Here is a 24,136-nt window from a genome sequence, read left to right as displayed (position 1 = left end):
ATGTGAATGGCCTATTACGTTTAAGAAGGGTGTGTTGATATGAATCCGAAATCTGAGATTAAGCATTCCGCAAAGGATCTGCAAATATTGAAACGTACGATCAAGAATACGGTGGAAACCAAGCGGAACATGGAGAAAATAGCGGGTTACGCGACACCGTTGCCAGAGTCGGTCGGGATTAAACTGACGAACCAATGCAACTTGCGCTGTAAACATTGCTATCAATGGAACGACACCGGCTACCATCACTTCATGACACCGGAGCAGCAACGCGAACAGCTCGACTACGGGTTGCTGGAGAAGCTAATCCTCGAGACGGAACCGGCCAAGTCGAGACTCTATATCTGGGGCGGCGAGCCGCTTGTATACAGCCATTTCGACCGTTTGGCCGATTTGCTTGAAGCCCATCCTCGTGAGACGACGATCTGCACGAACGCGGTGCTGATCGAGCGAAAGCTGGACGCCTTGCTGAGAATCTCCGACAACCTGGAACTGCTCATTGCGCTTGATGGATTCGAAGAAGAGAATGATGCGCTTCGCGGCAAAGGGGTATTCAACAAGGCGATAGATGCGATCCGGAAGCTGGTCGAGCTGCGCAAGGAAAAAAGGTTCAAGGGCAAAATTACGATCCATACCGTCGTTAACGATGGTATGACTGACAAGCTTTACGATCTGCTGGACTTTCTGGAGGGCGTCGGTGTAGATATGGTCATGGTCTGCTTCCCGTGGTACATCTCGGAGGAATGCACGCAGGGAATGGACAATTACTTTGACCAGAAGTTCGACTTCCTTCCGGCGAGCGAGCACAAGGGCGAACGAAGCTGGCACGCCTTTAACTACAAGCTCGATCCGGAGCGTATCCCTGCTTTGATGAGCGAGTTGGACCGGGTGAATAATCGGGTCTGGAAAATGCGTTTACGCTACCAGCCGAATCTGGATCAAGACCAGATTGAAGATTTCGTGCTCGGCAAAGAGGTGAGGGGTAAAGGCACGATGAACAAGAAGTGCCTGGCTCTCTCGAACCGGATGGACATTACGCCCGATGGAACGATTATCGCATGCAAATTCTTCAAGGAGTTCGAGATCGGCAAATTACATGATACGTCTGTACAGGAATTATGGCATAGCATGACCTACAGAAGGATAAGGGAAATGATGGACGAAAGACTGACACCGGCATGTTCCAAGTGCAGTGTCTTGCATTTGCACGGTGTATAACGATTCTAAATTCACATAAATGAGGTGCGTAAGTGAGTATTATCCAGATGGAGGGGTTATCCAAAAGCTTCAAGTATTACGAGAAAGAGCTGGGGCTCAAAAAATCGCTCAAAAATTTAGTGAGGCGGAAATCACTGATCAAAGAAGCGGTTAGCGAAATATCCCTTGTAATCGAGCAGGGTGAGATGGTCGGATTTTTAGGCCCGAACGGTTCCGGCAAAACAACTACGCTTAAGATGCTGTCCGGCATCTTGTATCCGACAAGCGGGCAAGCGACGGTATTGGGCTATGTCCCTTGGGAACGAAAAAAAGAATTCAAGATGCAGTTCTCGATCGTGATGGGGCAGAAATCACAGTTGTGGTGGGATTTACCGGCGAACGAATCGTTGTACCTGAACAAATGCATCTATGAGGTCGAGGATAAACCCTACAACCTTGTTCTGGATGAGCTTACGGAGATGCTTGACGTTAAAGACCTGCTTAATATTCAGGTGCGGAGACTCTCGCTGGGGGAACGGATGAAGATGGAACTTATTGCGTCGCTCATTCATCGGCCCAAGGTGATTTTCCTGGATGAGCCTACAATCGGACTCGATCTGATCTCGCAGAAGCGCATTCGGGAGTTTCTGAAGTATTATAACGAGCAGACGAAGGCAACAGTCATTCTGACAAGCCACTACATGGCGGATATTGAGGATCTATGCAAACGAGCGATCATCATCAATCAGGGGAGGATCGTATACGACGGCGATCTTCGGCGTGTGAACGAGCTGTTGCATGCCAAAAAGATTATCAAGCTGCAATTTACGGATGAAGTGCCGAGGCAAGCGCTAAGCGACTATGGCACGATTACTCAACATGACGGCATGAATGCCGTCATGGAAATTGATAAGCATGACCTCCAGCGGCTTTCCAAAATGATACTGGACCGGTTCCCGATCCTCGATTTCACAGTTGAAGATATACCTGTCGAGCGAGGCATCGAAAGCTTATATCAGAAAGATGGGGTCAGACATGAAAGCCTTGCAGAAGTATAAAAGGACGTACATCCTTGCGCTTCAGAACGCGATGGAGTACCGGACCGATTTCCTGATGGGCATTATCAGCGGCGGCTTTATCATACTCGTCCAATGCTTCCTCTGGACAGCTGTGTTCCGCAGTTCGCCGCAAGAGATTATTAACGGCTATACGTATTCACAGATCATCATTTATTCCGTGTTGTCCGGCGTCGTCTCCAAGCTGGTTTCTGCCGGCTTCGAAGGGGAGATCGCGAATGACATCAAGACGGGCGGACTAAGCAAATTTATCGCTCAGCCCATTCATTATTTCAGCTATCGGATATGCAATTTCTTCGGTGAGAAAACGGTTCAGACCGGGGTCGTCCTTGTCTTATTCGTCATACTGATGACCGTGTTTATTCAAATTTGGGGGTTTCAGCTTAGAGTGGGGCAGATTGTTATGTTCCTGGTTAGTATTTTGTTCGGAATGCTCATCAACTTCCTGCTGTTTTATTCGATTAGTGCGCTCGCGTTCATCATTACTGAGGTTTGGGGCGTGTATATCGCGTTCAACCAAGGCGTCTATCTGCTCAGCGGCGCCATCTTTCCGCTTAATATTTTCGGAGATACGTTTGCCACAATCTCCAGCTATTTACCGTTCCAGTATGTCGTATTCTTCCCGGTTAAGATCATCCTCGGGAGCTTGGCGGTTCATGAGATCGTGAGCGGGCTCCTCTTGCAGGCGGTTTGGGTAACGGTGCTTTTGGTCATTTCCAAGTTGGCTTGGGATTCCGGGATGAAGAAATATGTAGCCGTTGGAGGTTAGGTCTGTGAGTATCCGCTTGAGTGAGATTCGGAAGCACGTACGTATGTTTTTTATTTTCGCAAAGAACAGTTTGGTCGGTTATATGGAATACAAAGCGAATTTCTACTCCGGTTTGATCATGGAGACCGTATTTCTGTTTTCCAAGCTGATCTATGTCATCTTCGTTTTCCAGCTGGGGATCGAAATTAATGGAATTTCTCCTGACCAGATGATGATCTTCACCGGGACCTATACGATTATGATCGCAATCTATACAGGATTGTTTATGGATAACTTTTATAGATTTTCCGGCCATATCCGCAACGGAACGCTGGACTTGTATATGACGAAGCCGCTATCGCTGCAGTTCATGATTTCATTCCGAAACGTTAACTACGCGTTTCCGATTCCGAACCTGATCGCCGGGATCACGATGATCGTAGTGGCTTGGCGGCGGCTTGGCATCGAGCCAAGCTTCATCCACGTGGCCGGATATATCGGCGTGATCTTGAGCAGCACGATCGTGACCTACTCGGTGCTTCTGCTTCCGCAAATACTTGCTTTCTGGACGGTGAAGTCCGGTTCGATCTTCGATATAATTGACAAATGTTGGGATTTTAACAATATGCCAATGTACATATACCCCAAATGGCTGCAAAGAATAGGACTGTATGTCGTGCCTATCTTGTTTATTACCAACATGCCGTCGGTTTATTTGATCGACCGCTTGGACTTCTTCCTTGGGATATGGATTTTTGTAGCTCCTGTGATATCGCTTGTAGTGGTTAGGCTGTTCTGGAAGCTGGCCGTCAGACACTATGAGAGCGCCAGCAGTTAGAGAAATGCCAATAACAAATGGTTGAGAGGGTGAAGTGGATGAGCAGGATGGAGTACAAGAGCTTTTCGACGCAGACAGAGGCTACTGCCAAGAAGCGGCTGCACAACGGGATCGAAATCTATCAAAACAACGAAGGCGAGACCGAGTTCCTCTACAACGAGATTTTCCAGAAGGAGATGTATTTCAAGCACGGGATTACGCTTCCGGATCATGGCACGGTCATGGACGTCGGGGCAAATATCGGCATGTTCACCCTGTATGTCAGTAGCAAGAGCAACTGCAGGGTATATGCCTTTGAGCCACTGCCTCCGACGTTTAAGCTCTTGGAGATGAATACGAACTCGCTGCCTCGCGTAACAACGGTTAACGTCGGACTTTCCAATGAGATTAAGGAAGCGGAGTTTGCCTATTTTCCTACGATGTCCACGGATTCTGTACAGATCAAATACCGGGAGAACCACGATCAGGATCTCCGATACGGGTTAATCAACCATTACCGGGATCATTTCGACGACCCGCGCATGCTAAACCGGTTTGTGGATCAACTTATGTCGCCGAAGTTTCTGAATGAACAAATCCATCGATGCAAGCTAACTACGATCTCTGAAATGATTCGTTATTACGATATGAACGCCATTGATCTGCTCAAAATCGATGTGGAAAAAAGTGAATTTGAGGTCCTGGAAGGCATAGAGCCAGAGGATTGGGGTAAAATCAGGCAAATTGTAATGGAGGTACACGGACTGGACGGAGAACAGATCAGCAGGCTTGAGAACATCTTCCGAACCAACGGCTTCAATGTCTTGATCGATTACTACGAAGACTTGAATATCCCCGATTATTTTAATGTGTACGCGTTAAATCAAATGCATATATCGGCTGGGGGATAGCCATGCTACAGCATCTGCATGCAAGGTTGGTATGCTCCAGCTGCAAGGGTGTGCTGGTCCAGTCGGAGGCGTTGATGCAATGCTGCAGCTGCGATGCGGTATATACGATCGATGATCGTTATGTATCGATGCTCGACCCGCGTGAGCAGGTTACCCACCCTTCCGAATGGAACCGGAAAGAGGCTGAAATTCGGGATTATAGCGAGATTTCGCACTCCCTTGCGCTGTCCGGTATAGGCCGATTCGCCACCTTCTTAAATTATGGTTACGTCCCGGACGGGAGTGAGCAACATGCGGTGATCGAGCCGGGCGATGCATGGAATAGAAACTCAGTCAAGCTGCTGCTTGAGACAGTGGGCAGGACGGAGATTCGGGAGCGGCAGGTGATCGACATCGGATGCGGCAGGGGAGGGAATATAGCAGCTCTGTCTAAATATTTCAAGCCGTTGTCTACTGTCGGTCTCGACATCTGCCCGGCGAATATTGCCTATTGCAATGCCAAATCCCGAGAAGGGGAATTATTTTATCTCGTCGGCGATGCGGAGAATATACCGTTTGCAGACGAGAGCTTCGATGTGGTGTTAAATATAGAATCCGCACATGCCTATCCGAACCGATCACGATTCTATGATGAGGTGTACCGGATCATGAGAGTTGGCGGTGTATTTCTGTATACGGAGCTGATGCAGGCAGATGGGGTAGCACAGAACGTCAGGCTGTTAGAGGAAGCAGGCCTGTCTGTAATCCGCAATCAGGATGTGACTTCGAATGTTCTTCTATCATGTGATGAGAGTGCGAAGCAGCGTACTGGCACACAAGGGATTGCGAGCAACGCCAAAGCGAGCACGAATATTGGAGATATTCATGATTTCATCGCATTGCCCGGCTCGAAGAAATATGAAGAGATGAAGGCTGGAACGCGGCAATACCGTATGATGAACCTTGTTAAGAGGTAATCGAGCTGTAATATCGACAATAATTTTAGGTCGTGTCTGAAAACTCTGAAGGCGGCAGATTTTGCTGAATTTTCGTTCCAAGCCAGGAAGTTTTCCGCAGGCGTGCCGGGGCACGTCAAGGGAAAGTGACGTAGCAGGGGGCGAAAAGGCGGTAAAAGATGCACTTCAGTAGGTTTCAAGACACGTCCTAGTATAGGAGAAATATGTATGGAAGAAATTGTTTCCCTGGACACCTTTCAGCCCTTCGACGGCATGACAAAAATGTTTCCTCATCATAATTTTCCTTATTTTAATTGCGAATACAATTTGTTGTTGACACTTGCCAGATATTTCAAAAAAGATGAGTTGCCGATTTTGAATAATGTCATTACTATTTATAGATTTGATAAACAAAAAATACAAACAAGAGGATATTTCAAGTTAGAGGTGTTGAATCTTGAGGAGGGAGATCAAATCCTTGAGGATATGGGGATCTCTATTCGTAAAAAATCCCCTGCACTAGGTACGTTACAAGATGAGATCATAAACTCTATTTCTAGTGGTCATCCGATTTCCATATTTATTGATTTATTTTATCAACGCGGGAGAGACTTTTACTATAACAAAAAACATGGACTGCACCCTGTTTTTGTCTATGGCTTCAATCTTGCGAACGAGGAAATATATACGGTTGATGATATTACAGAATACAGACAATATTCTCTGCCATTTTCAGAATTTAAATGGTCATGCATGACTTCGGAACACGTAAAGATGCCAGACTACTTTTGGGAATATGCGCTAGTACCCCCCGGTAATCATGAGATCTTGAACAATAAGAAGTCAGCAGACACAACCATAAATACATTCGTAGAAAATATGTGCAGGTATCAAAATGAAATAACGGAAAGTTTGAATAATATACTGTTGCTCGCAGAAAATTATGAGCTCATTATAAAAAATGAAACGATTATAGAAACACTGAGCAGTACGATTTATAGAAAATGTTCTGAGAAATACAGGTTAAATACTCTCTATAAGTACAACATTGATCATATCAATGCAAAACATACGCTTGACCCGTTATTGGACCAAATTATTCATGACTGGAAGACAGTAAGGATCTATTCGAATAAAGCCATCATGTCCCAAAAGTTCACTGGGGAAATCATAGACAAGTGCATTGGTTTATTTACAAAAATATATACGAATGAAGTACATTTTAATAATCAATTATTTTTAATGTTAAAGGCTTATAGGTAAAATCACATCTAATATTGCTATAAATGAGCCGCATCAACAGGCATACTGTGCGTGTGTCTTTTCATCGTATGAAAACCGCCGCGAACAGAGAAGCCGCCGCCGCTGTCTGCATCAACACTTTAAACACAAACGGCAGAGATGCCGTTTTTTTTTTGATTTTGTTACAGCACACTAGTCATGTGGAGTCGGTGGCGATGTTGGTAAGGATATAGTGTTTTAGCGGGCAATGGATGAGCCTTCCGTTCGTCGGAGGGAGAATCGTTTTATATAATCATAAGTAGATTGATGTTAGTCTGAACAATATCAAGTTGTCGATTTTTTCAGCTGTCAATAGCTTTAATGTTGTTCAATGTTTTCAACTGCCGTAATAAGGCGTGGTAAAGGTATGCCTAACTTTTTGGCTTCTCTCACAACTTCAAGTACCGCAAAATTTGGTTTGCTGTTGTTGTATTCGATGATAAGCCGTGGTATGCTGCCCTTTGCCAAAATAACCTTGTTAAAAAGCGTACTGAGAAGTGGCGCCGGAATCTTAGTCAGCAGTAGGGAAATCATATCAATCTTAGCACCTCTTGCTTTAAGTACAGGTGCAATTTCTCTCATATTTTTCCCAACATTGGCAAATGAGTCACGATGGTTCAAGAGTGCTGGAAAACTTCCTCGTCTCAACACCTCGGTTTCCATAGCTGCATTCATGGCAAAGTGATTCCACAGCCAGTTTTGCATATCCTTTATCCAACTAATTTTAAAATGGGCACTTTCAAATAGATCTTTGACCTTGTTGTTTAATTGTTCCGTGCCTGCCCGTGGTTTTTCAAGAAATAGCATTTTCAAAAAGCCGCCTCTAAGCCTATTGTCCGCAATGCCGCCGCCGGCTCCTGGGAACCCAAAGACAACATTGTTCATAGACAAAGGTGAGATCGATGATTTCAAATCTTGCCAAATGTTATTGAATATGAGGACAGGGGTGTTTCCAGCAACGGTCGATAGTAATTGTGCTGCTTTTGGAAGTTGTTCCGTGTTGACACTTACAATAATGAGATCATAATTTGGGTTAATCTCCTCATGCAGTTTGACGTTCCAGCTTTCTTGTATGAGCTGTTTCCCTCTTCGCGCATCCCACATTTCAAGCTCTATATGGCTTCCGAAGGTTTCTTTTCTCCCTTTTCTTACGTAAAACTCTACTGTGTGCCCTGCCTTTTCAAAAGCCCAAGCATATTGGGTCGATATGACACCTCTACCGAAGAATAAAATTCTCATATTACCTCCTAAAAATGTAATTTATCCTCGTTAATAATCCAACAACGTGTTGTATAATGTTATTGTATGGATTCACTATACGGTCATCAACCATCAGATTTTTTATATCTGTCGTATGATGGGTTAGACGGATGGAATAGAAAACGGAGGGAAATCATGCATAAGCAACCTGAAATGACGGACAAAACAAGGCAGACATTTGTTAATGTATTCTGCGATTTATACAGCCGAAAACCCATCGAGAAAATATCCATTCAAGAGATTGCTAAGCAATCAGGATATAATCGCAGTACATTTTATCAATACTTTACGGATATCTATGAGTTGTTGGACTATGTTGAAGAACGTATCTTGAAGTCCATTAACGAGGAAATGGCAGGCAGAGAGTTTTCCACACATACTTTCCAAGATGCACTTCAGTGCTTGGAAAATGCAGAGGACATTGCAATTCTGAAAGCCCTCTTGGGCGACTATGGCTCTGTACATTTTATAGAACGCCTGAAAAGGGAAATTCCCTTTGAGCGATTGATTGTGGATTTTCCATCAGATGATGCTTTGGCACCATATATCATTGAGTTTTACATATCAACATTAATATCTATGTTTCGCCTTTGGATACGCAACGGCAAAGATCTATCATCAGAAGAATTGGTCGGACTGATTGATAGCCTATTTGCAAAGGGGATAACGCCATATCATATTTTTGGATCGGTCAATCCTCGGCGCCAATGAATCGAATAAAAAGTAAGGGGACGAGGAAAAAGAAAAAGAAAAAGAGAATGAGAATGAGAATGAGGGACTTGCTGCAATAGAATCCCTGGTACTTGGGGATGTTTCCTATAATAGACACTGTCACAAGGCCATGGATCGTTGATGTTAAACGGCGATAACAGCAGATAAATCAATATATGCGATGACGAAAAAGCCATATTCCTGTGCTTTTTTGCTAATATAACAGAAACCCTGATAATAGAATCGTTACTCGCATACGACACATTTGGAATGCATAGTATTGATGGTAAGAAATGAAATGTGACGGTACTGCTCAAAAAAGTAAATGAAATATAACAACCATTGTCTTGAAAAGCCTAGCCTAATCAGGTCTGGGCTTTTTATTGTGCACTGTAAGAGCCTCTCTACAAGGGGGAGCACGCTACTTTTTGACATAATTCGATAATATAATTACAAATTTTTACTCGATAATGGTAGTATATACTTAAATTTAATTAGTTGAAGGAGGGTATCATATAGAATGTCGAAATTCACCGTTCCGCTCGGACTGTTGCGAAAAATTAACATGGTAGGGAAATTGCATTGTACATTTTTTACGATAAGTTAAACTAAAGGGTGGCGTACATTTAATGAAGGCTAAAATTCTATTCTTTGTATTATTTGTTTCTTTAGGAGTAAGTGTTGCGCTGTATGTATTAACTAAATATGATTTGGTTGAAAAGGGAAGTGCGAGTAGTAACTCAGATTCACTAGAATTACCAGCAAGTGAACATGTTATAGAAGAAGAGAATACATATGAATCAAATGCAGCAAACGGAATGGTTGACAAGAAACTCGAAGCAGAATCATCGAATACCGAATATATCTATTATTTAACAGATGATAAAATCATTGAGGCGATCAATGACGGAAAAAAAACTAATAAGGCATTTCGTGAGAGTTTTAAATTACCCTTATTATCATCGACCAGCAAGGATAGTACGTTTGAATACATGGATGTTTTTATCAACACACCGTACAGATTGGTGACAGCACATTCATATAATCAATATATGCAGTACGATAAGACGGCATCTATTGATGATGTTAGGAGCTTGATCAACTATGATTCTATTTCATTTACTGCTTATGTGCTGAGTGGAACGGCTAGGATGCTAGCTACCGAATTGATACAGGACGGAACAGTAATTGAATCATATAAGATTGATAATAATGTGAAAGGAGATATGAAGACTAGCTATTTTTCCGTAGATGCTATCGATTTCCGGGAACCCGCTATTCTGAAAATATATGAAAAAAGCAATCCTTCAAACTACTCTGAATTTCAGATTTCTTTTGAGGATCATGTTAAATAGAACTTTATTGGAATAGTGCATGTAGAGTCGGTGGCGATATTGGTGAGAAAAGTTTAAATGAGATGTGATGGTTATAGAACCCTTTCAACATGACGGAAGGGTTCTGTTTTATATGGGTAATTATGAAGAAGTTTAATTCATATTAAATTCAGAGCAGTTGTACAGCGGAAAGTATCGTTCGATTGAAGAAGGAACTCAAGCAGTTCATGAAGTTAGACGAACTGACTCCTGAGATGGTATATAGGTTTTATTGATAAGATTGAAGTTCAAGCGGATGGCTCGGTAAACATTCACTACAAGTTTACCGCCACCTCTCTTCTTACGGCTTAAATTACAGCGACCGACACTCAAGTCATGTGGAATGAGTAGTGTCACCATTGCTTATCAGTTCTACATTGTTGAAGAACGGATAACTTTCCGATACGTGAACCGAGTCGATGCTGAAGGTCTTTTCAATAGAATAAGTATATGGACGATGAGGGTCATGTTTACCTTCACTCAGAGCCAAGGGAAGATTATATGGGGATTTTAAACCATAGCATATCGACAACGGGTTCCTTAAGAATTATGAACGATATGGTATGATACAAAATGGCGTAGGCTAAGCATTTAGGGAAGGTGATGGCGAAGGAATTTCCCGGCAGTACGCGCAAAATATACGCCGTTATTCTATGGACATGATGTGCTTACAAGAAACACAGATATATCCTGAAATATAGTGATTGGCCTTACCTTGGAACAACCATTGGCCAAATCAACTTGACGGGTTTGTTATTTTTTTTTATCATAGCAAATATGGTAACTTTACCCTGAAATATGAAATGAGGTTCCTGAAGTTCAAATGGTAGGAACCTGTTTATTAATGAGGGAGTTGCTAAATAGATGACTAAATGACCAAACCAGTGCAACAATGAGTAGTGTGACATCTGGATTTAGTTGGTGAAAATGGGTAATTACATGTAAATATATGTAACTACTACTCTTAAAAGGCGAGTATTATGACTATCTTTGTACGAGATCTGAGCAGGGAGAAGGCAAATGCCTGCTTTATCAGCTTGATTAGTAAATTAGTGTATAGTAATGTTGCTACAACATGAGAATTATTATGAGACTAATAGATGGATGGATACTCTATGAGCAAAAATCTCTCTGGGGCAATTGATTGTAGGTTAATTAAAGTCAATCGGTATATTCGTGAAAATTATAGTCAGCCTCTTTGTTTACATGCATTGTCAGACATAATACAATGTCATCCTACATATCTTTGCAACACATATTCAAAAGTATTCAAAATTTCACCTATGAAGTATTTACAAAGTATTAGAATGATAAAGGCTGCAGAGCTATTGACGCAATCCAATGATCCTATTGGTGAAATTGCTAAAAAGCTTGGTTATATATCCAATTCGCAGTTTACAGACTTATTTAAAAGGTGGTATGGAGTTCCACCCATGATGTATCGTTCCATAAATTCTTCAACAAGCTGTTTCTGTGACGAAAAATCATAAAAGACAGGTGAAGACTGTAATGGATCAACATGCTATGAGATTAAAAATATTGAGTAATTTACAGGAAATATTAGAAATTAGTGATGATATAATGCCAGATGAGAATTTGGAAGCGATTGGGCTAAATTCTTTAAAATCAATCATATTAATTGTGAAACTAGAAGAGGGATTCGAAGTGACATTTAATGATGAAGAGTTGTTGTTCGAAAACTTTTCTACCATTAATAGGATAATACAGAGTCTTCAGTCTACAAGTATTTAGGGAAAAAATTTAAGCCATTGTTATATAACTCGACTTTCACAACTTAAAAACGGCAGATATTCTTTGATATAGCTGGGTACAGCGGTAATCAACTTTTTTAAATTAATGCTGGACCAAACTGAAGATCCAATACTGTGAGGGGAGTAAGACTTAGCTCACTTGAAGTAAGCTTCATTATTCCATTGCTTACCATAGATACGACGCGTTCGTAAGCCGGAAGCTTTAGGTTTGTCGACAGTTGAGCCAGCCATTCATTGTTCTTCGGACGGCGACGACAATAAGCACAATCACAAAAATGTTGGAAGTAAATTCCGTGCGGATATGACATGGAGCGTCACTCCTGGATCAGGGCGTATGTGTTAACCAGCTGTTCATCAGGGTGACGCCTGCTTTAATGGCATTAACGAGCTTCTCGGCGCTAGCGTTTCTACCGTGTATGAACCAACCTTAAGGTTGGTCTTCAGTTGTGGTTTTTGGGTGTTGCACAAACTCGTGTTCTACCATGTATTTGCTAACATCTTTCGTCTGATTTTCAGGCGTTCTGCGATAGCCGCCAGCTCCAGCCCTTTCCCCGCTTTTTCTTAATCCTTTAAGTATCTCCGGTTCCACATCCTTCACTGTATCGCACACGCCGGCTGTTTCAGTGCATGTACGCCGTCCTCATACTTTTATATCGTTTCAAAGAATGCACATAAGATGTTAACCTTCAACTATTTAAATCAGTTGCCTAGCCGCAAACTTCACAAAACAAGGCCTTTAGCCATGTGGGTTCTAGTTTGCGTGGCATCTGTCACTGTCGTCTATTGCAAACTACAGGTTTACAGTATGCACTGCACCTGAACATACACGCACCATTCTCTTGCAGAAACTGATGCACTTTTGTGAGCTATTCTCTAGATGAATCGCAGATATAGCTCCATCTAACGCCGTCTCGATTTATCAAAGGGTGACTCAAGAAGGGCAACGGACAACCACTCGCACAACCAATACTGCCTTTTTAGATCTTAGAGCGAGCAGGTTGTTAAGCGGTATCCAAGCTTCATATACGGTGTTACGTGACATTATTTTTGCAGGTTCAGGGACCTGTAGGATCAATATATTCTCTTGATGATAACAATTCGATACCAACATCCATTGCTATCTCATTTCCCATAAAATTAAGGAGAATTTTAACTCTTTTTTTGTGTTTATTTACTTTTTTGATTATTCCCTCCTTTCCTTTTAAAGGACCGGATTGGACGATTACTTTAGAATTTATAAAGTACACTCTCGAATAATCAATTACTTGTTCATCTCCAAGAAGTTGTAATACTAATGACATTTCGTTATCACTGATTTCTGAAAAGAGGTATGTAGGTTCTGGATGCTTTTGCTCAGTATCATGTACAACTCTTGTATTTATCTGATTGTTTGTCTCTTTGTTATTATACATATTCAATAACCTATAATATTTAGGTATCTCTTTTAATTTATAATATATAGTAGTATTCATTTGTGTGTGTATCAATACGTACCCAGGAAATAATGGTTTATCAATATGAAAATATTTACCTTTTCTTTTTTCGCAAATTTTTCGTTTTGGAACAAGAGTGCGTACTGTGGGCTCATCAATATACTTGTTAATTAATGTTTGAACCAACTCTTCTTTACCAGCTTCAACAAATAGTGCATACCAGTGCATGTATTACGCCTCCTTCTTATTATTTACACTACTATATTAGATTAACAATAAAAAGCTATTCTTTAAAATCAGATACTATAATTCGGCAATGTAAAGGTAGCAAAAATAAGTGAAATTTAATTTGTCATGATAATCCGGCAGATTTAAAAGCAATACCTATTACTCAATAACTTGACTCTTGTAAAAACTAGAAATGATCTCGAAAAAAGGACAGACGTGTCGTGAGTACTGTAAAACAAGGCTATGCGCGGTGTAGTGAACATGGTTAAGAATGTAAAATGAAGTCCTGTCTTCGCGAGCTTAACTGGTCGAAGCCAAGCAGTTCCTTAAAATATTGGTAACCTGTCTCTATGTGCCAGCATGTTTGGTGGTACGTCAAGATGGTCACAAGATGAAGCGTATATACCGTACACGCGATATAAAATGGAGATCGCTGATTGAGATCCGATAGCTTCTCATGAATGGAGGCATTCAGTTCGGGGAGTGATAAGAAGGTTTGATTGCGAAGTGTGGTGATGATCCAGGAGGTACTCTCCCTTGATGGATTATGCGCTACATCGAGCGACACATTGCTCCATTCTTCCAGAGAATCCGTTAAGTGGCTCTCCCCATTAACTATGCGGCTCTATTCGATTAACTTGGTGGCCCTCACTCATTAACTTGTTGGCTCAATTAGCGTTAACTTATCTCCAGCAACTGATCGTTATGATCCGCGAAATCGCCACGAAGACTGGAAAGAATACTTTCCTTGGATACACCTTCAACTAGACCTACGGTTTGCCGGATTGCTTAAATGCTTCAAGGATTATTCGATGATGTCATGTTTAGAAAATTAAATAAGTATAATAAGGTATTATGAATTTCCGGTTTACAATATAATACAAATCGTATAAAATTGTATTGGAATGACAATTGGGCATTACAACAACCTGTTTTACTATGATAATCGTTGTTTCGGCACGTTATTAATAACAGGGGACATATATATATAATTGAATGCGGTTACACTGGATGAATGGGCGAAGCTGTGTCTGTTTTTCCCACTGACGTCACATCACATATTCTATTATTTGGAGACATGCACCCTTGAGGTGTGTTTTTTTTGCAACAACACAACATGCTGTTGCGGATTCGGGTACTATCAGTTTGATATCGCTACTACTTTTTTGCATTTGGACTTGGATGAAAGAAAGGCTTTACTTGAGGAATACTCAACAAATAGAATTGATTCGGAACTTTTCTTCTATCAAATGAATGCTTTCATCATATTGGCCATTGCCAGAAATTTTGCATTCGTGTCAAAAAATCCAGAGGAGTATGAGTACCTAACGAATGCCATTCAGGAGTATATAAATTTTTACTGTATGCCATATATGAAAAGATTAGCAGAATTTTATCTCAGGAGGTTTAACAATGTCTATTGTCTCGCAGAGCAATGTGCAAAATATTCTCCCGCTTTCACCAATGCAGCAGGGAATGTTATATCATTACCTGAGTAACGAAGAAAATAATAATTATTTTGGACATTTAACTATAAATATTAATGGCGAAGTTGATTATAAAACTTGTGAGCTTGCATGGAATCATGTTGTAGAAACCAATGAGATGCTCCGAACAGTATTCAGATGGGAAAAAATAGAACATCCTGTACAAATTATGCTTAAAAGTTACTATATGCGAATTAAGATAATCGATTTAGTGGATTATACGAACGAAGAGAAACGATTGTATATTGATCGTGATTTACAGAAGAGGGTGGATTTAAAACAAATCCCATTCAGTGTTACTCTATATAAAATGGGTTTAAATCAATACAAGATGATCATTAGCAATCATCATATTTTGTATGACGGGTGGAGCAATGCAATCATATTAAAAGAATTTTTTTATTATTATCAACAACTGCTTCACAATCAACAAGTGTCCCTGTTTTCGAAGGGAGAGTTTAAAGATCACGTAAAGCAAGTAGTGCAATCCCAAAGTGTAGATTCGAATAAATTTTGGAGTGAGTACTTGGAGAGTTATACTCATAACTCCATATTCCCACAAGAAAATCGTTTAAAAAGTGAAATGACGGAAATTACTGAGCAAGGGAATATTAGCTTAGATCTTTTAGTAAGTAAGAAAGCGCTAGAGGAGGCTGCTGCCAAGATTGGGGTTTCTGAAGCCGCAATTTTTTACACAGCCTGGGGCTTGGTGTTGCAACGTTATTCACGCAGAGACGATGTGATTTTCGGTACAACTGTATCAGGGAGAAATTCAAATGTTCGGGGCATAGAGAATATTGTTGGTTTGTTTATAAATACACTTCCATTACGAATAAGACCAGAAAGTGATGAGACAGTTAACCAGTTTATCATGCGGCTATCAATTCACCTAAATAAGAGGACAGAATTTGAACAAACATCACTAGTTGATATTAAAAAGTGTTTAAATCAAGTCAATTCGGAAGATATCTTTGATTCTGTTATCGGCATCGAAAATTATCCTGTTGATCATATGTTTTTTCAATCCATTAAAGGAATAGAGATTGAATCAATTTCTATGGATGAGGCCACAAATTATAACCTCACTGCAATTGTTAAATACGGACAAAATAAGTTTTCGCTTAAAATAATGTATAAAAAAAGCTGTATAACTGAAGAAATGGCAATTGGTATAGTGAAATTTTTCGATGAAGTTATTCAAAGGATAATTGTACACCAAAACAAATCAATGACTGAATTAATGGAACTGATATCAGAAAACTTATTCAAAGAGGCAAGTCTGCTGCCGTTAACTCCAATTCAAAACGAATTACTCTATAGCTGTCTGAAGAATCCTGCAGACAACTATCATCGTCTAACATACTATCAGATCATACATGAAAAGCTTGAAATTGACCAATGGTGTGATGCATTGAGTCAACTAGAAGACATATATCCAATATTGAAAAGCGAGCTAGTAGAACAAAATGGGATTCATTATTTGAAGTTATCAGACGAAATAGACATAAAGAATAGATTCTATTATGAAGAAATTTCTCATTATTCAGTAAATTCTAAAAAGTTATCATTAATAGATTTGAAGCCAATTGTAGTCCAATTCACAGATAGAATAACTCATTCAATCAAATTACCACTTGTTCAACATTATTTAATTCGATTAAGTCCACAGTGTTATATCGCAATAATAAATATACATCATCTAATATTTGATGGTGCTTCTGCTCGCATTTATTTTAAAAATCTTCTCGAATGTTATCGTGGCGAATCGAAGAAAATCAAATCGGTAACAAAAGAAGAGTACTTAAAAACAACAGTAAAAGTAATAGAATCATATAATAAAAAGGATACGATACAATTCTGGGAAGAAAGGCTCAAACAGACTGAGAAACTACAAGCCAATATCCTCCCCCCTATAAACAAAGGACAAGAGGAAGCTTTGGTTTTGTCTTTGGATGAATATAACGCAATTAAAAAGTTTTGTAAGCAAAATGGAGTTTCTGTTCCTCTCTATTTTAAAGGATTATATGCATATTTATTAAGTGTTTATTTTAGAGAAAGGAATCTACAGTTTTTTGAAATCGTTTCAGGGAGGCACAGATGGGGGGAAGAGATAGTTGGTTGTTTCTACGGAGTGCTTCCGGTTGTTATAGACCTTGGGTCGGTTTGCAACGAGGTAGTGGAGTTCTTACAATGCTTAAGAATACAAAAGAAATCCCTTAATAATCACGATATGGTCTCTATTATGGAACTAAAAAGGATCATAGGTGATCAAGGGGTTTCTTTCTTTTATAATTTTCAAAACTTTTTTTTCAATAGTGAAACGGATCAAACGTATATTGAGGATATCATTAATTATGCAGCTGAAGAAATTCATTTGCTGGTAGCTGAAACTGCAGCTGGAATTAGACTGAAACTAACCAACAGTACCAGTTCAACGAACTTGAATGGTTTTTTGTCCGTACTGCAGAATATAAGTCGTCAAATTATCAAAGGAGTTAATAAGTTCGATCAAATAAAGTTCGATAATGTAGGCAACGTTATACCGGCTCACTTTGTAGCTGTACAAAACAATATGACAATTCATGAATTACTAGAAGAAAAAGTAAAAGTAAGGGCGGATCAGGTAGCCGTATGGTTTAACGGAATCACATTAAGTTATGCCGAATTACAGGATTACTCTAACAGAGTATGTAATTTTTTGGTTCATTCACAAGGGGTTTTGCCCGGTGAGAATATAGGGGTTTTACTCGATCGATCCGAGAAGATGATTGTAGTAATTTTAGGTATATTGAAGGCGGGCGCCACTTATGTTCCGATTGACCTATCGTACCCAACTGAGAGAATACTTCATATTATTAATGATGCCCATATTAATACCGTCATGTGTGATACCCAACTCCCTCAGACAAGTCAATATAATTGCATAAATATTGAAGAGCTGTGGGATCAATTGCAAACTGTTTCAAGCGAAACACATCGCAATGGAAATAACAATGATGACATTCCTGCTTATATTATCTACACATCAGGAACAACGGGAAATCCTAAGGGAGTAATAGTAACACATAAGAATGTAGTAAGTCTTCTCTCTAATATAAATTCTCTATTTCAGCTAAATAATAGTAGAGAAGTATGGACAATGTTTCATTCGATATGTTTCGACTTTTCCGTATGGGAAATGTTTGGGTGCTTAATTACTGGGGGGAAACTCGTAATTGTTCCAAATTCGATTACTAAGGATTATGAGCAATTCGCAACACTAATTGCGGAACAAAAGGTTACAGTATTAAATCAAGTCCCGTCTTCGTTCTATCATCTATCTTCTGAAATTCTAAGAGGTAAGATTGACTATAAGAATATAGAATTAAAGTATGTTATTTTTGGTGGTGAGGCATTAAATAGCTCCATGTTAATCGACTGGATTAATGTCTATCCTTCTATAAAACTAGTGAATATGTACGGCATTACTGAAACGACAGTACATGTTTCATATAAAGAACTTTCTAAGGAAGACATAAATACTGGATGCAGGAGTATTGGCAAACCAATTCCTTCCCTAAATCTTTATATTGTAGACGATAAAATGAGACGACTGCCTCCTGGAGCAATAGGCGAAATTGTCATTGGGGGTGGTGGAGTAGCAGCGGGGTATCTGAATCAGCAAGACTTAACCAGTAAAAAATTTGTTACGGCAGCCATACAGGGGATTGAACAAAAATACTATAGATCCGGTGACGTTGGATTAGTCCTGCCTGATAACGACGAAGTTATTTGCCTTGGCAGAGCAGATGAGCAAGTAAAAGTTAGAGGTTTTCGCATTGAAGTGTCAGAGGTTGAGAATGCGTTGGTGAGACATGGGAAAGTTTGTTCGACCGTGGTTACTGCAGAAAATGATAGCATGGGTAATAAGATTCTTGTAGCATATCTAACACTTAACAGCACTCTACTAGTTCAAGATATTCGTTCACATTTGAGCGAGATTGTCCCTTACTACATGATGCCATCCAGGTTCACGGTTGTAAGCGAAATTCCATTAACAAGGAATGGTAAGGTAGATAAAAAAGCACTTTCGTTAATTCAAGGCTATAGTTTGGATCAAACGGAATCTTACTCTCCCGCAACTACAACCTTGGAGATTGCTCTAATGGAGATTTGGGCTGAACTCCTCGGTATACAACCTAATGGGATAGAGGATGATTTCTTTTTACTCGGAGGGCATTCTTTAAATGTAATATCATTAGTATCTATTATGCATAAACGATTTAACGTAAGAGTACCCATAAATAAAATTTTCGAATATTCGACAATTAGAAAGTTAGCCTGGTATATTGAGGCTGAATCCCAAAACAACATTGAGAGTAATCTAGATACAGCAGCTAATTCAATTCCCAAATCAGCAGAAGGTATAGAGTATTATCCTTTATCATCTGCCCAAAAAAGGATATTTTTCTTATCTAAAACCAATGTGCATACGGCATACAATATCACTGGAGCATTACATATTAGGGGGAGGATAGATCTTAATAAAGTAGAGAATATTTTTAATAAATTGATCCAACGGCATGAGATGTTAAGAACCGGATTTGAAATTATTCAGGATGAACCTGTACAAAAAGTGTATTCACATGTTGACTTTTCTCTAGAACGGTTTGTTGCTCATACTAAGCTTGGACAATATAAATTGTTGCGTAAATTTATACGGCCGTTTCAGATTGAGAAACCAGGCCTAATTAGAGTGGGGGGGGTAGAAATAGGAGATAATGAATATCTTCTGATGATTGATATGCACCATATAATCGCTGACGGCATTTCAGTTAACGTATTAATAGAAGAATTCATGGAATTATACCAAGATAACGCAAAACTGGATACCCCAACTTTGACGTATAAAGATTACGCGGAGTGGCAGCAAAACATTATATATGATGAAGGGGTTAAACAATATTGGAAAAAGGTGTTTGAGGATGGAATTCCACTACTAGACATGCCTTCAGATTCCGTACGGCCAATGTATAATGACTACTCGGGTGACAGCTATACGTTTGAAATTCCTGGTATGTTAATGGAGCGATTACGCGGAGTAGCCTTGGAGAATAATACGACCTTATTCATGTTACTACTAGGTGCATATTATGTTTTCCTCCATAAATATAGCGGATGCGAAGACATTGTTGTTGGTGTGCCTGTTTCTGGTAGAGATAATTTGGAATTGGAAAATATTGTAGGTCTATTTGTGAATACAGTACCAATTAGAATCCAAATCAATTCAGAGAAAACTTTCAGTGAACTACTACACAATGTTAAAACGAACACCATAGACATTTTTGATAATCAAAAATTACCTTTAGAAGTACTTGTAGAATTGCTTAACGTGAAGCGTGATATCAACAGGAATCCGATATTTGATACTACTTTTTCATTCAATATGACTGATAGCATTAAAATCGAGGGTCTTACTATTAACCCAATTGAAGTAAAATCAAAAACATCAAAATTTGATATGTCTTTGAATGTTAATCGGTCAGGGAACATATGGTTATGCAGTATTGAATATAGCACTCGCTTGTATAAGAAAAAAACGATCGTAAATTGGATGTCAATGTACTTAACTATTTTGGAGAGTATCTCCAATGGTCATTGTTCGTCAATTGGCAATATGAAGATAATTTCTGACATTGAGGAAAAACGAATAAAGGAGGACTTTAACCAAACTCACTATGAATATGATAAAGAGAGCACCATCACTAAACTGTTTGAAAACCAGGTTGTTCGTCTCCTGGATCGAGTCGCTTTAATAATGAATGATCGGCAAATTTCTTATAGGGAGTTACATGAACGATCTAATCAATTGGCAAACTTATTATTAACAATGGAATTGCCTGAGAATCCTATTATCGGCTTAATGGTTAAGAGATCCATTGATATGGTAGTAATTTTGTTAGGGATTCTGAAGGCTGGGGGCGCATATCTGCCAATCGATCCAAACTACCCTATAAATAGGATAAATCACATGTTGACTGACAGCGGTTCTAAGCTCTTGATCGTCGACAGCGAGTGTCCAAGTAATATTTCATTTGAGGGTGAAATAATTGTATTGGAGGATATTCATTACATTGAAGAACAAAAGAAATTAGTCCGTAACAATATTCACTCTAGGGACTTGGCATATCTTATTTACACTTCTGGATCTACAGGGCTCCCAAAAGGGGTTATGGTTGAGCACCGTTCAGTCGTAAATTTATATCATAGTATCAAGAACCGTCTCGAATGGGACGAGTCAAAAACAGTACTTGCTCTAACAACGATCTCTTTTGACATTTTTGTTATAGAAGTAATCTTACCGTTGCTTACAGGGATGAGTGTGGTTATTGCAAGTAGCGAGCAACAATATTTACCTTCAGAAATATTAGGACTAATAAAGAATAATAACATATCGATTGTCCAAATGACACCTTCACGTGCAGAACAGTTATTAATTGAGAACGGTCATAGCGACTTTTTAAGAGATGTTGAGACTTTTCTAATTGGTGGAGAAACATTAAAAATGGGAATAGTGGATAGGTTGCGGACATTAAGCAATGGTAGAGTCTATAACATGTATGGTCCGACAGAAACCACGGTTTGGTCCACGATGAAAGAAATGACTCATACCAATACAGTTAACATTGGTACTCCATTATACAATACAAGAGTCTTTATTTTAGACCATAATATGAAAGTTCAACCAGTTGGAGCGATCGGTGAATTATATATCGGGGGTGATGGGCTCGCGCGCGGATATTTTAACCATGATAGATTAACATCCGAGAAATTTACAAACAGTAATTTCGGGACAATTTATAAAACAGGCGATTTGGCTAAATGGTTACCATCAGGGGAAATTGAACTGTTAGGCAGAACCGACCATCAGATAAAGATCAGAGGGTATCGTATAGATTTGGAGGAAATTGAAAATGTAATTAGCATGTACTTCGAAGGAAGTAGATGTGTAGTATCTGCAAAAGATGATCCCAATGGTCAACTATTTCTCATTGCCTATATTGAAAGAGAGACTAATATTAATAAGAAAGAATTAATAGCTTATTTGCGAGATTTTCTCCCGAATTACATGGTCCCAGTTTGTTTTGTTGCGTTAGATCCGTTGCCCTCTACTCCAAATGGAAAAATAGATCGCGGGGCATTGCCAATGCCTGATGAGATATACGTGACGGAATCGAAATACGAGGAGCCAAGAGACGATCTTCAACAACAAATACTATCATGTTGGGAGGAGATATTACAGGTAGAAAAGATTAGTATTCACGATGATTTTTTCGAAATAGGAGGTAACTCCATCAATGTAATGCTTCTTACGGAACGATTGAATGCTGCATTTAATCAAAATATTCCAATAATTGAATTGTTCAGGTGTTCAACCATCGAAGCGCAATCTCATTTTATAAAGGGACTGTCGATAACTGGAAATGCACCTTTGATTGAGAGATCAATAGAGAAAATATATTATCCTCTATCTGCAGAGCAAAGCAGGATGTATGTCCTTAATCAATTGGAGCCTAACTCAACAAGTTACAATATGCCTGTTCTCCTTAGGATAAAGGGCAGGCTTAATAAAGAAAGATTAGTCAAGGCAATAAATTCATTAGTCGAAAGGCATTCATCTTTGCGAACAAAATTTGATTATGTGAACGGCGATATTGTACAAGTTATCATTGATAATTATTGTGTTGATTTAGAAGAAACAGTTTCTGAACAACAAAACCTGGAGGTTGTAGTTAAACAATTTATCCGGCCCTTTGATTTATCGTCCCAATTGCCGTTAAGGGTTGGATTAATCGAATGTAAAAATGAAGAATTTTTACTGATGTTCGATATGCATCATATTATATCGGATGCTTTATCAATAATGAATATGGCGAAGGAATTCGCTGCATTGTACAGGGAAGAGCCACTCCCTCCATTAGATATAGAGTACAAAGATTATGCAGTTTGGCAGAATCAGGAAAAGGGGGCTGGTCGATTCGATAGTATGGAAAAGTATTGGCTGCAGGAGCTTTCCAATATTAAAGCCAACGAATCCCTTCCAAGTGATTACACTAATCCAGATATAGAAATTGATGGTTGTAAAATAGATGTTTGGTTTAGTGAAACTGAAGCTAAACAGATTAACAATTTGGCAGTGAAGCTAAAGACAACAAAAAATGTAATACTACTCTCAATATATAAAATGCTTATATATCACTTTTCTGGAAATGAGGATATTGTAGTCGGAGTTCCGATAAACGGAAGGTCACAGTTAAATATGGATAATGTCGTTGGGAATTTTGTGAACACATTGCCGATAAGAGTGACGATCCACTCAATTAATCAATTCCAAGACATAGTGGATAAGGTAAAGACGAAAGTATATCAAGCAATTGGTAATCGTGAATACCAATTAGATTGGTTAATTATGAAACTAGGAATCCAGGGTGTCACGGAAAGCAACGCTCTCTTCGATACCGTATTCATTTACCAAGAAGAACCTGTTATACATGGTTTGGAAAAGGATATAGCAATATCGCTTTTCCAGTGGAAGCAAATTGAAACTCAGTTTGATATTCAATTTGTTATATCTGAAGCGACAAAAACAATACGATTGACTATTGAGTACAATAGAAAAAAATATTCGGATGCACTGGTTAAAAAGTATGCCCATTACTACCACGAAGTACTAAAAGTTGTTTTGGCAAATCCAGAGGTTAACATATCGCAATTGAAGCTTATTACAAGCGATTGTGGTAAATAATATTATTAATTTGTTGCTGCTTGTTCTACTAATATAAGACAGGGCAATTCAGGGGGGAAATAAATATCGACTTGCTTCGCCATTTTTCCAAAGTTGAAAATGGCGAAGATTTCGCTGTATCG

14 protein-coding genes are annotated in these 24,136 nt (G+C 39.4%); 12 read left to right on the top strand and 2 right to left on the bottom strand.

Features of this window, described 5'->3' with window-relative positions:
* Positions 1–39 precede the first annotated feature (39 nt).
* From ABIE27_RS20845 to ABIE27_RS20815, 7 genes are all read left to right on the top strand, one after another.
* The gene (locus ABIE27_RS20845) at positions 40–1,218 is read left to right on the top strand and encodes a radical SAM/SPASM domain-containing protein (protein WP_123064827.1); all 1,179 of its coding nucleotides are present in this window, start codon (positions 40–42) and stop codon (positions 1,216–1,218) included.
* Between the two features lie 32 nt (positions 1,219–1,250).
* Positions 1,251–2,255: an ABC transporter ATP-binding protein gene (locus ABIE27_RS20840; RefSeq protein WP_123064828.1), complete on the top strand. Its 1,005-nt coding sequence runs from the start codon at positions 1,251–1,253 to the stop codon at positions 2,253–2,255.
* Positions 2,233–3,042 (top strand): ABC transporter permease, encoded by an 810-nt coding sequence (locus tag ABIE27_RS20835; protein WP_161556934.1) that lies wholly within the window; start codon positions 2,233–2,235, stop codon positions 3,040–3,042. The genes ABIE27_RS20840 and ABIE27_RS20835 overlap by 23 nt, the downstream gene beginning before the upstream one ends.
* Before the next feature lie 4 nt (positions 3,043–3,046).
* The gene (locus ABIE27_RS20830) at positions 3,047–3,859 is read left to right on the top strand and encodes an ABC transporter permease (RefSeq protein WP_123064830.1); all 813 of its coding nucleotides are present in this window, start codon (positions 3,047–3,049) and stop codon (positions 3,857–3,859) included.
* A 38-nt stretch (positions 3,860–3,897) separates the two neighbouring features.
* On the top strand, positions 3,898–4,749 hold the full coding sequence (locus ABIE27_RS20825; RefSeq protein WP_161556935.1) for an FkbM family methyltransferase: 852 nt from the start codon (positions 3,898–3,900) through the stop codon (positions 4,747–4,749).
* A gap of 2 nt (positions 4,750–4,751) precedes the next feature.
* Positions 4,752–5,705: a class I SAM-dependent methyltransferase gene (locus tag ABIE27_RS20820; protein WP_429351390.1), complete on the top strand. Its 954-nt coding sequence runs from the start codon at positions 4,752–4,754 to the stop codon at positions 5,703–5,705.
* A gap of 207 nt (positions 5,706–5,912) precedes the next feature.
* Positions 5,913–6,947, top strand: a complete 1,035-nt coding sequence (locus ABIE27_RS20815) for a hypothetical protein (protein WP_123064833.1) — start codon at positions 5,913–5,915, stop codon at positions 6,945–6,947.
* A 336-nt stretch (positions 6,948–7,283) separates the two neighbouring features.
* Here ABIE27_RS20815 and ABIE27_RS20810 read toward each other — a convergent pair whose 3' ends face one another.
* Positions 7,284–8,204 carry a ketopantoate reductase family protein gene (locus ABIE27_RS20810; protein ID WP_123064834.1) on the bottom strand — a complete coding sequence of 307 codons (921 nt, stop codon included), beginning with the start codon at positions 8,202–8,204 and terminating at the stop codon, positions 7,284–7,286.
* 156 nt (positions 8,205–8,360) lie between these two features.
* On the opposite strand from ABIE27_RS20810, the gene ABIE27_RS20805 reads away from it, so the two are divergent.
* From ABIE27_RS20805 to ABIE27_RS20790, 4 genes are all read left to right on the top strand, one after another.
* Entirely contained in the window at positions 8,361–8,936 is a 576-nt protein-coding gene (locus ABIE27_RS20805; protein WP_123064835.1) for a TetR/AcrR family transcriptional regulator, read from the top strand.
* A 629-nt stretch (positions 8,937–9,565) separates the two neighbouring features.
* Positions 9,566–10,291, top strand: coding sequence for a hypothetical protein (locus ABIE27_RS20800; protein WP_123064836.1), 726 nt, complete (start codon positions 9,566–9,568; stop codon positions 10,289–10,291).
* A 1,118-nt stretch (positions 10,292–11,409) separates the two neighbouring features.
* Complete coding sequence (locus tag ABIE27_RS20795) at positions 11,410–11,799, top strand: helix-turn-helix domain-containing protein (RefSeq protein WP_123064837.1); 390 nt, start codon at positions 11,410–11,412, stop codon at positions 11,797–11,799.
* Positions 11,800–11,818: 19 nt separating this feature from the next.
* Positions 11,819–12,061 carry an acyl carrier protein gene (locus tag ABIE27_RS20790; protein ID WP_123064838.1) on the top strand — a complete coding sequence of 81 codons (243 nt, stop codon included), beginning with the start codon at positions 11,819–11,821 and terminating at the stop codon, positions 12,059–12,061.
* Positions 12,062–13,136: 1,075 nt separating this feature from the next.
* Here ABIE27_RS20790 and loaP read toward each other — a convergent pair.
* Complete coding sequence (loaP, locus tag ABIE27_RS20785) at positions 13,137–13,742, bottom strand: antiterminator LoaP (protein WP_123064839.1); 606 nt, start codon at positions 13,740–13,742, stop codon at positions 13,137–13,139.
* 1,413 nt (positions 13,743–15,155) lie between these two features.
* Between loaP and ABIE27_RS20780 the strand changes: the two genes are divergently transcribed.
* Positions 15,156–24,014, top strand: a complete 8,859-nt coding sequence (locus ABIE27_RS20780) for a non-ribosomal peptide synthetase (protein ID WP_123064840.1) — start codon at positions 15,156–15,158, stop codon at positions 24,012–24,014.
* Positions 24,015–24,136 lie beyond the last annotated feature (122 nt).

It is taken from the genome of Paenibacillus sp. 4624 (genome assembly GCF_050435065.1).
Taxonomy (GTDB): Bacteria; Bacillota; Bacilli; order Paenibacillales; family Paenibacillaceae; genus Paenibacillus; species Paenibacillus amylolyticus_D.
The sequence above is the reverse complement of the archived record's forward strand: the minus strand, read 5'-3'. Positions and strand labels throughout refer to the sequence as shown.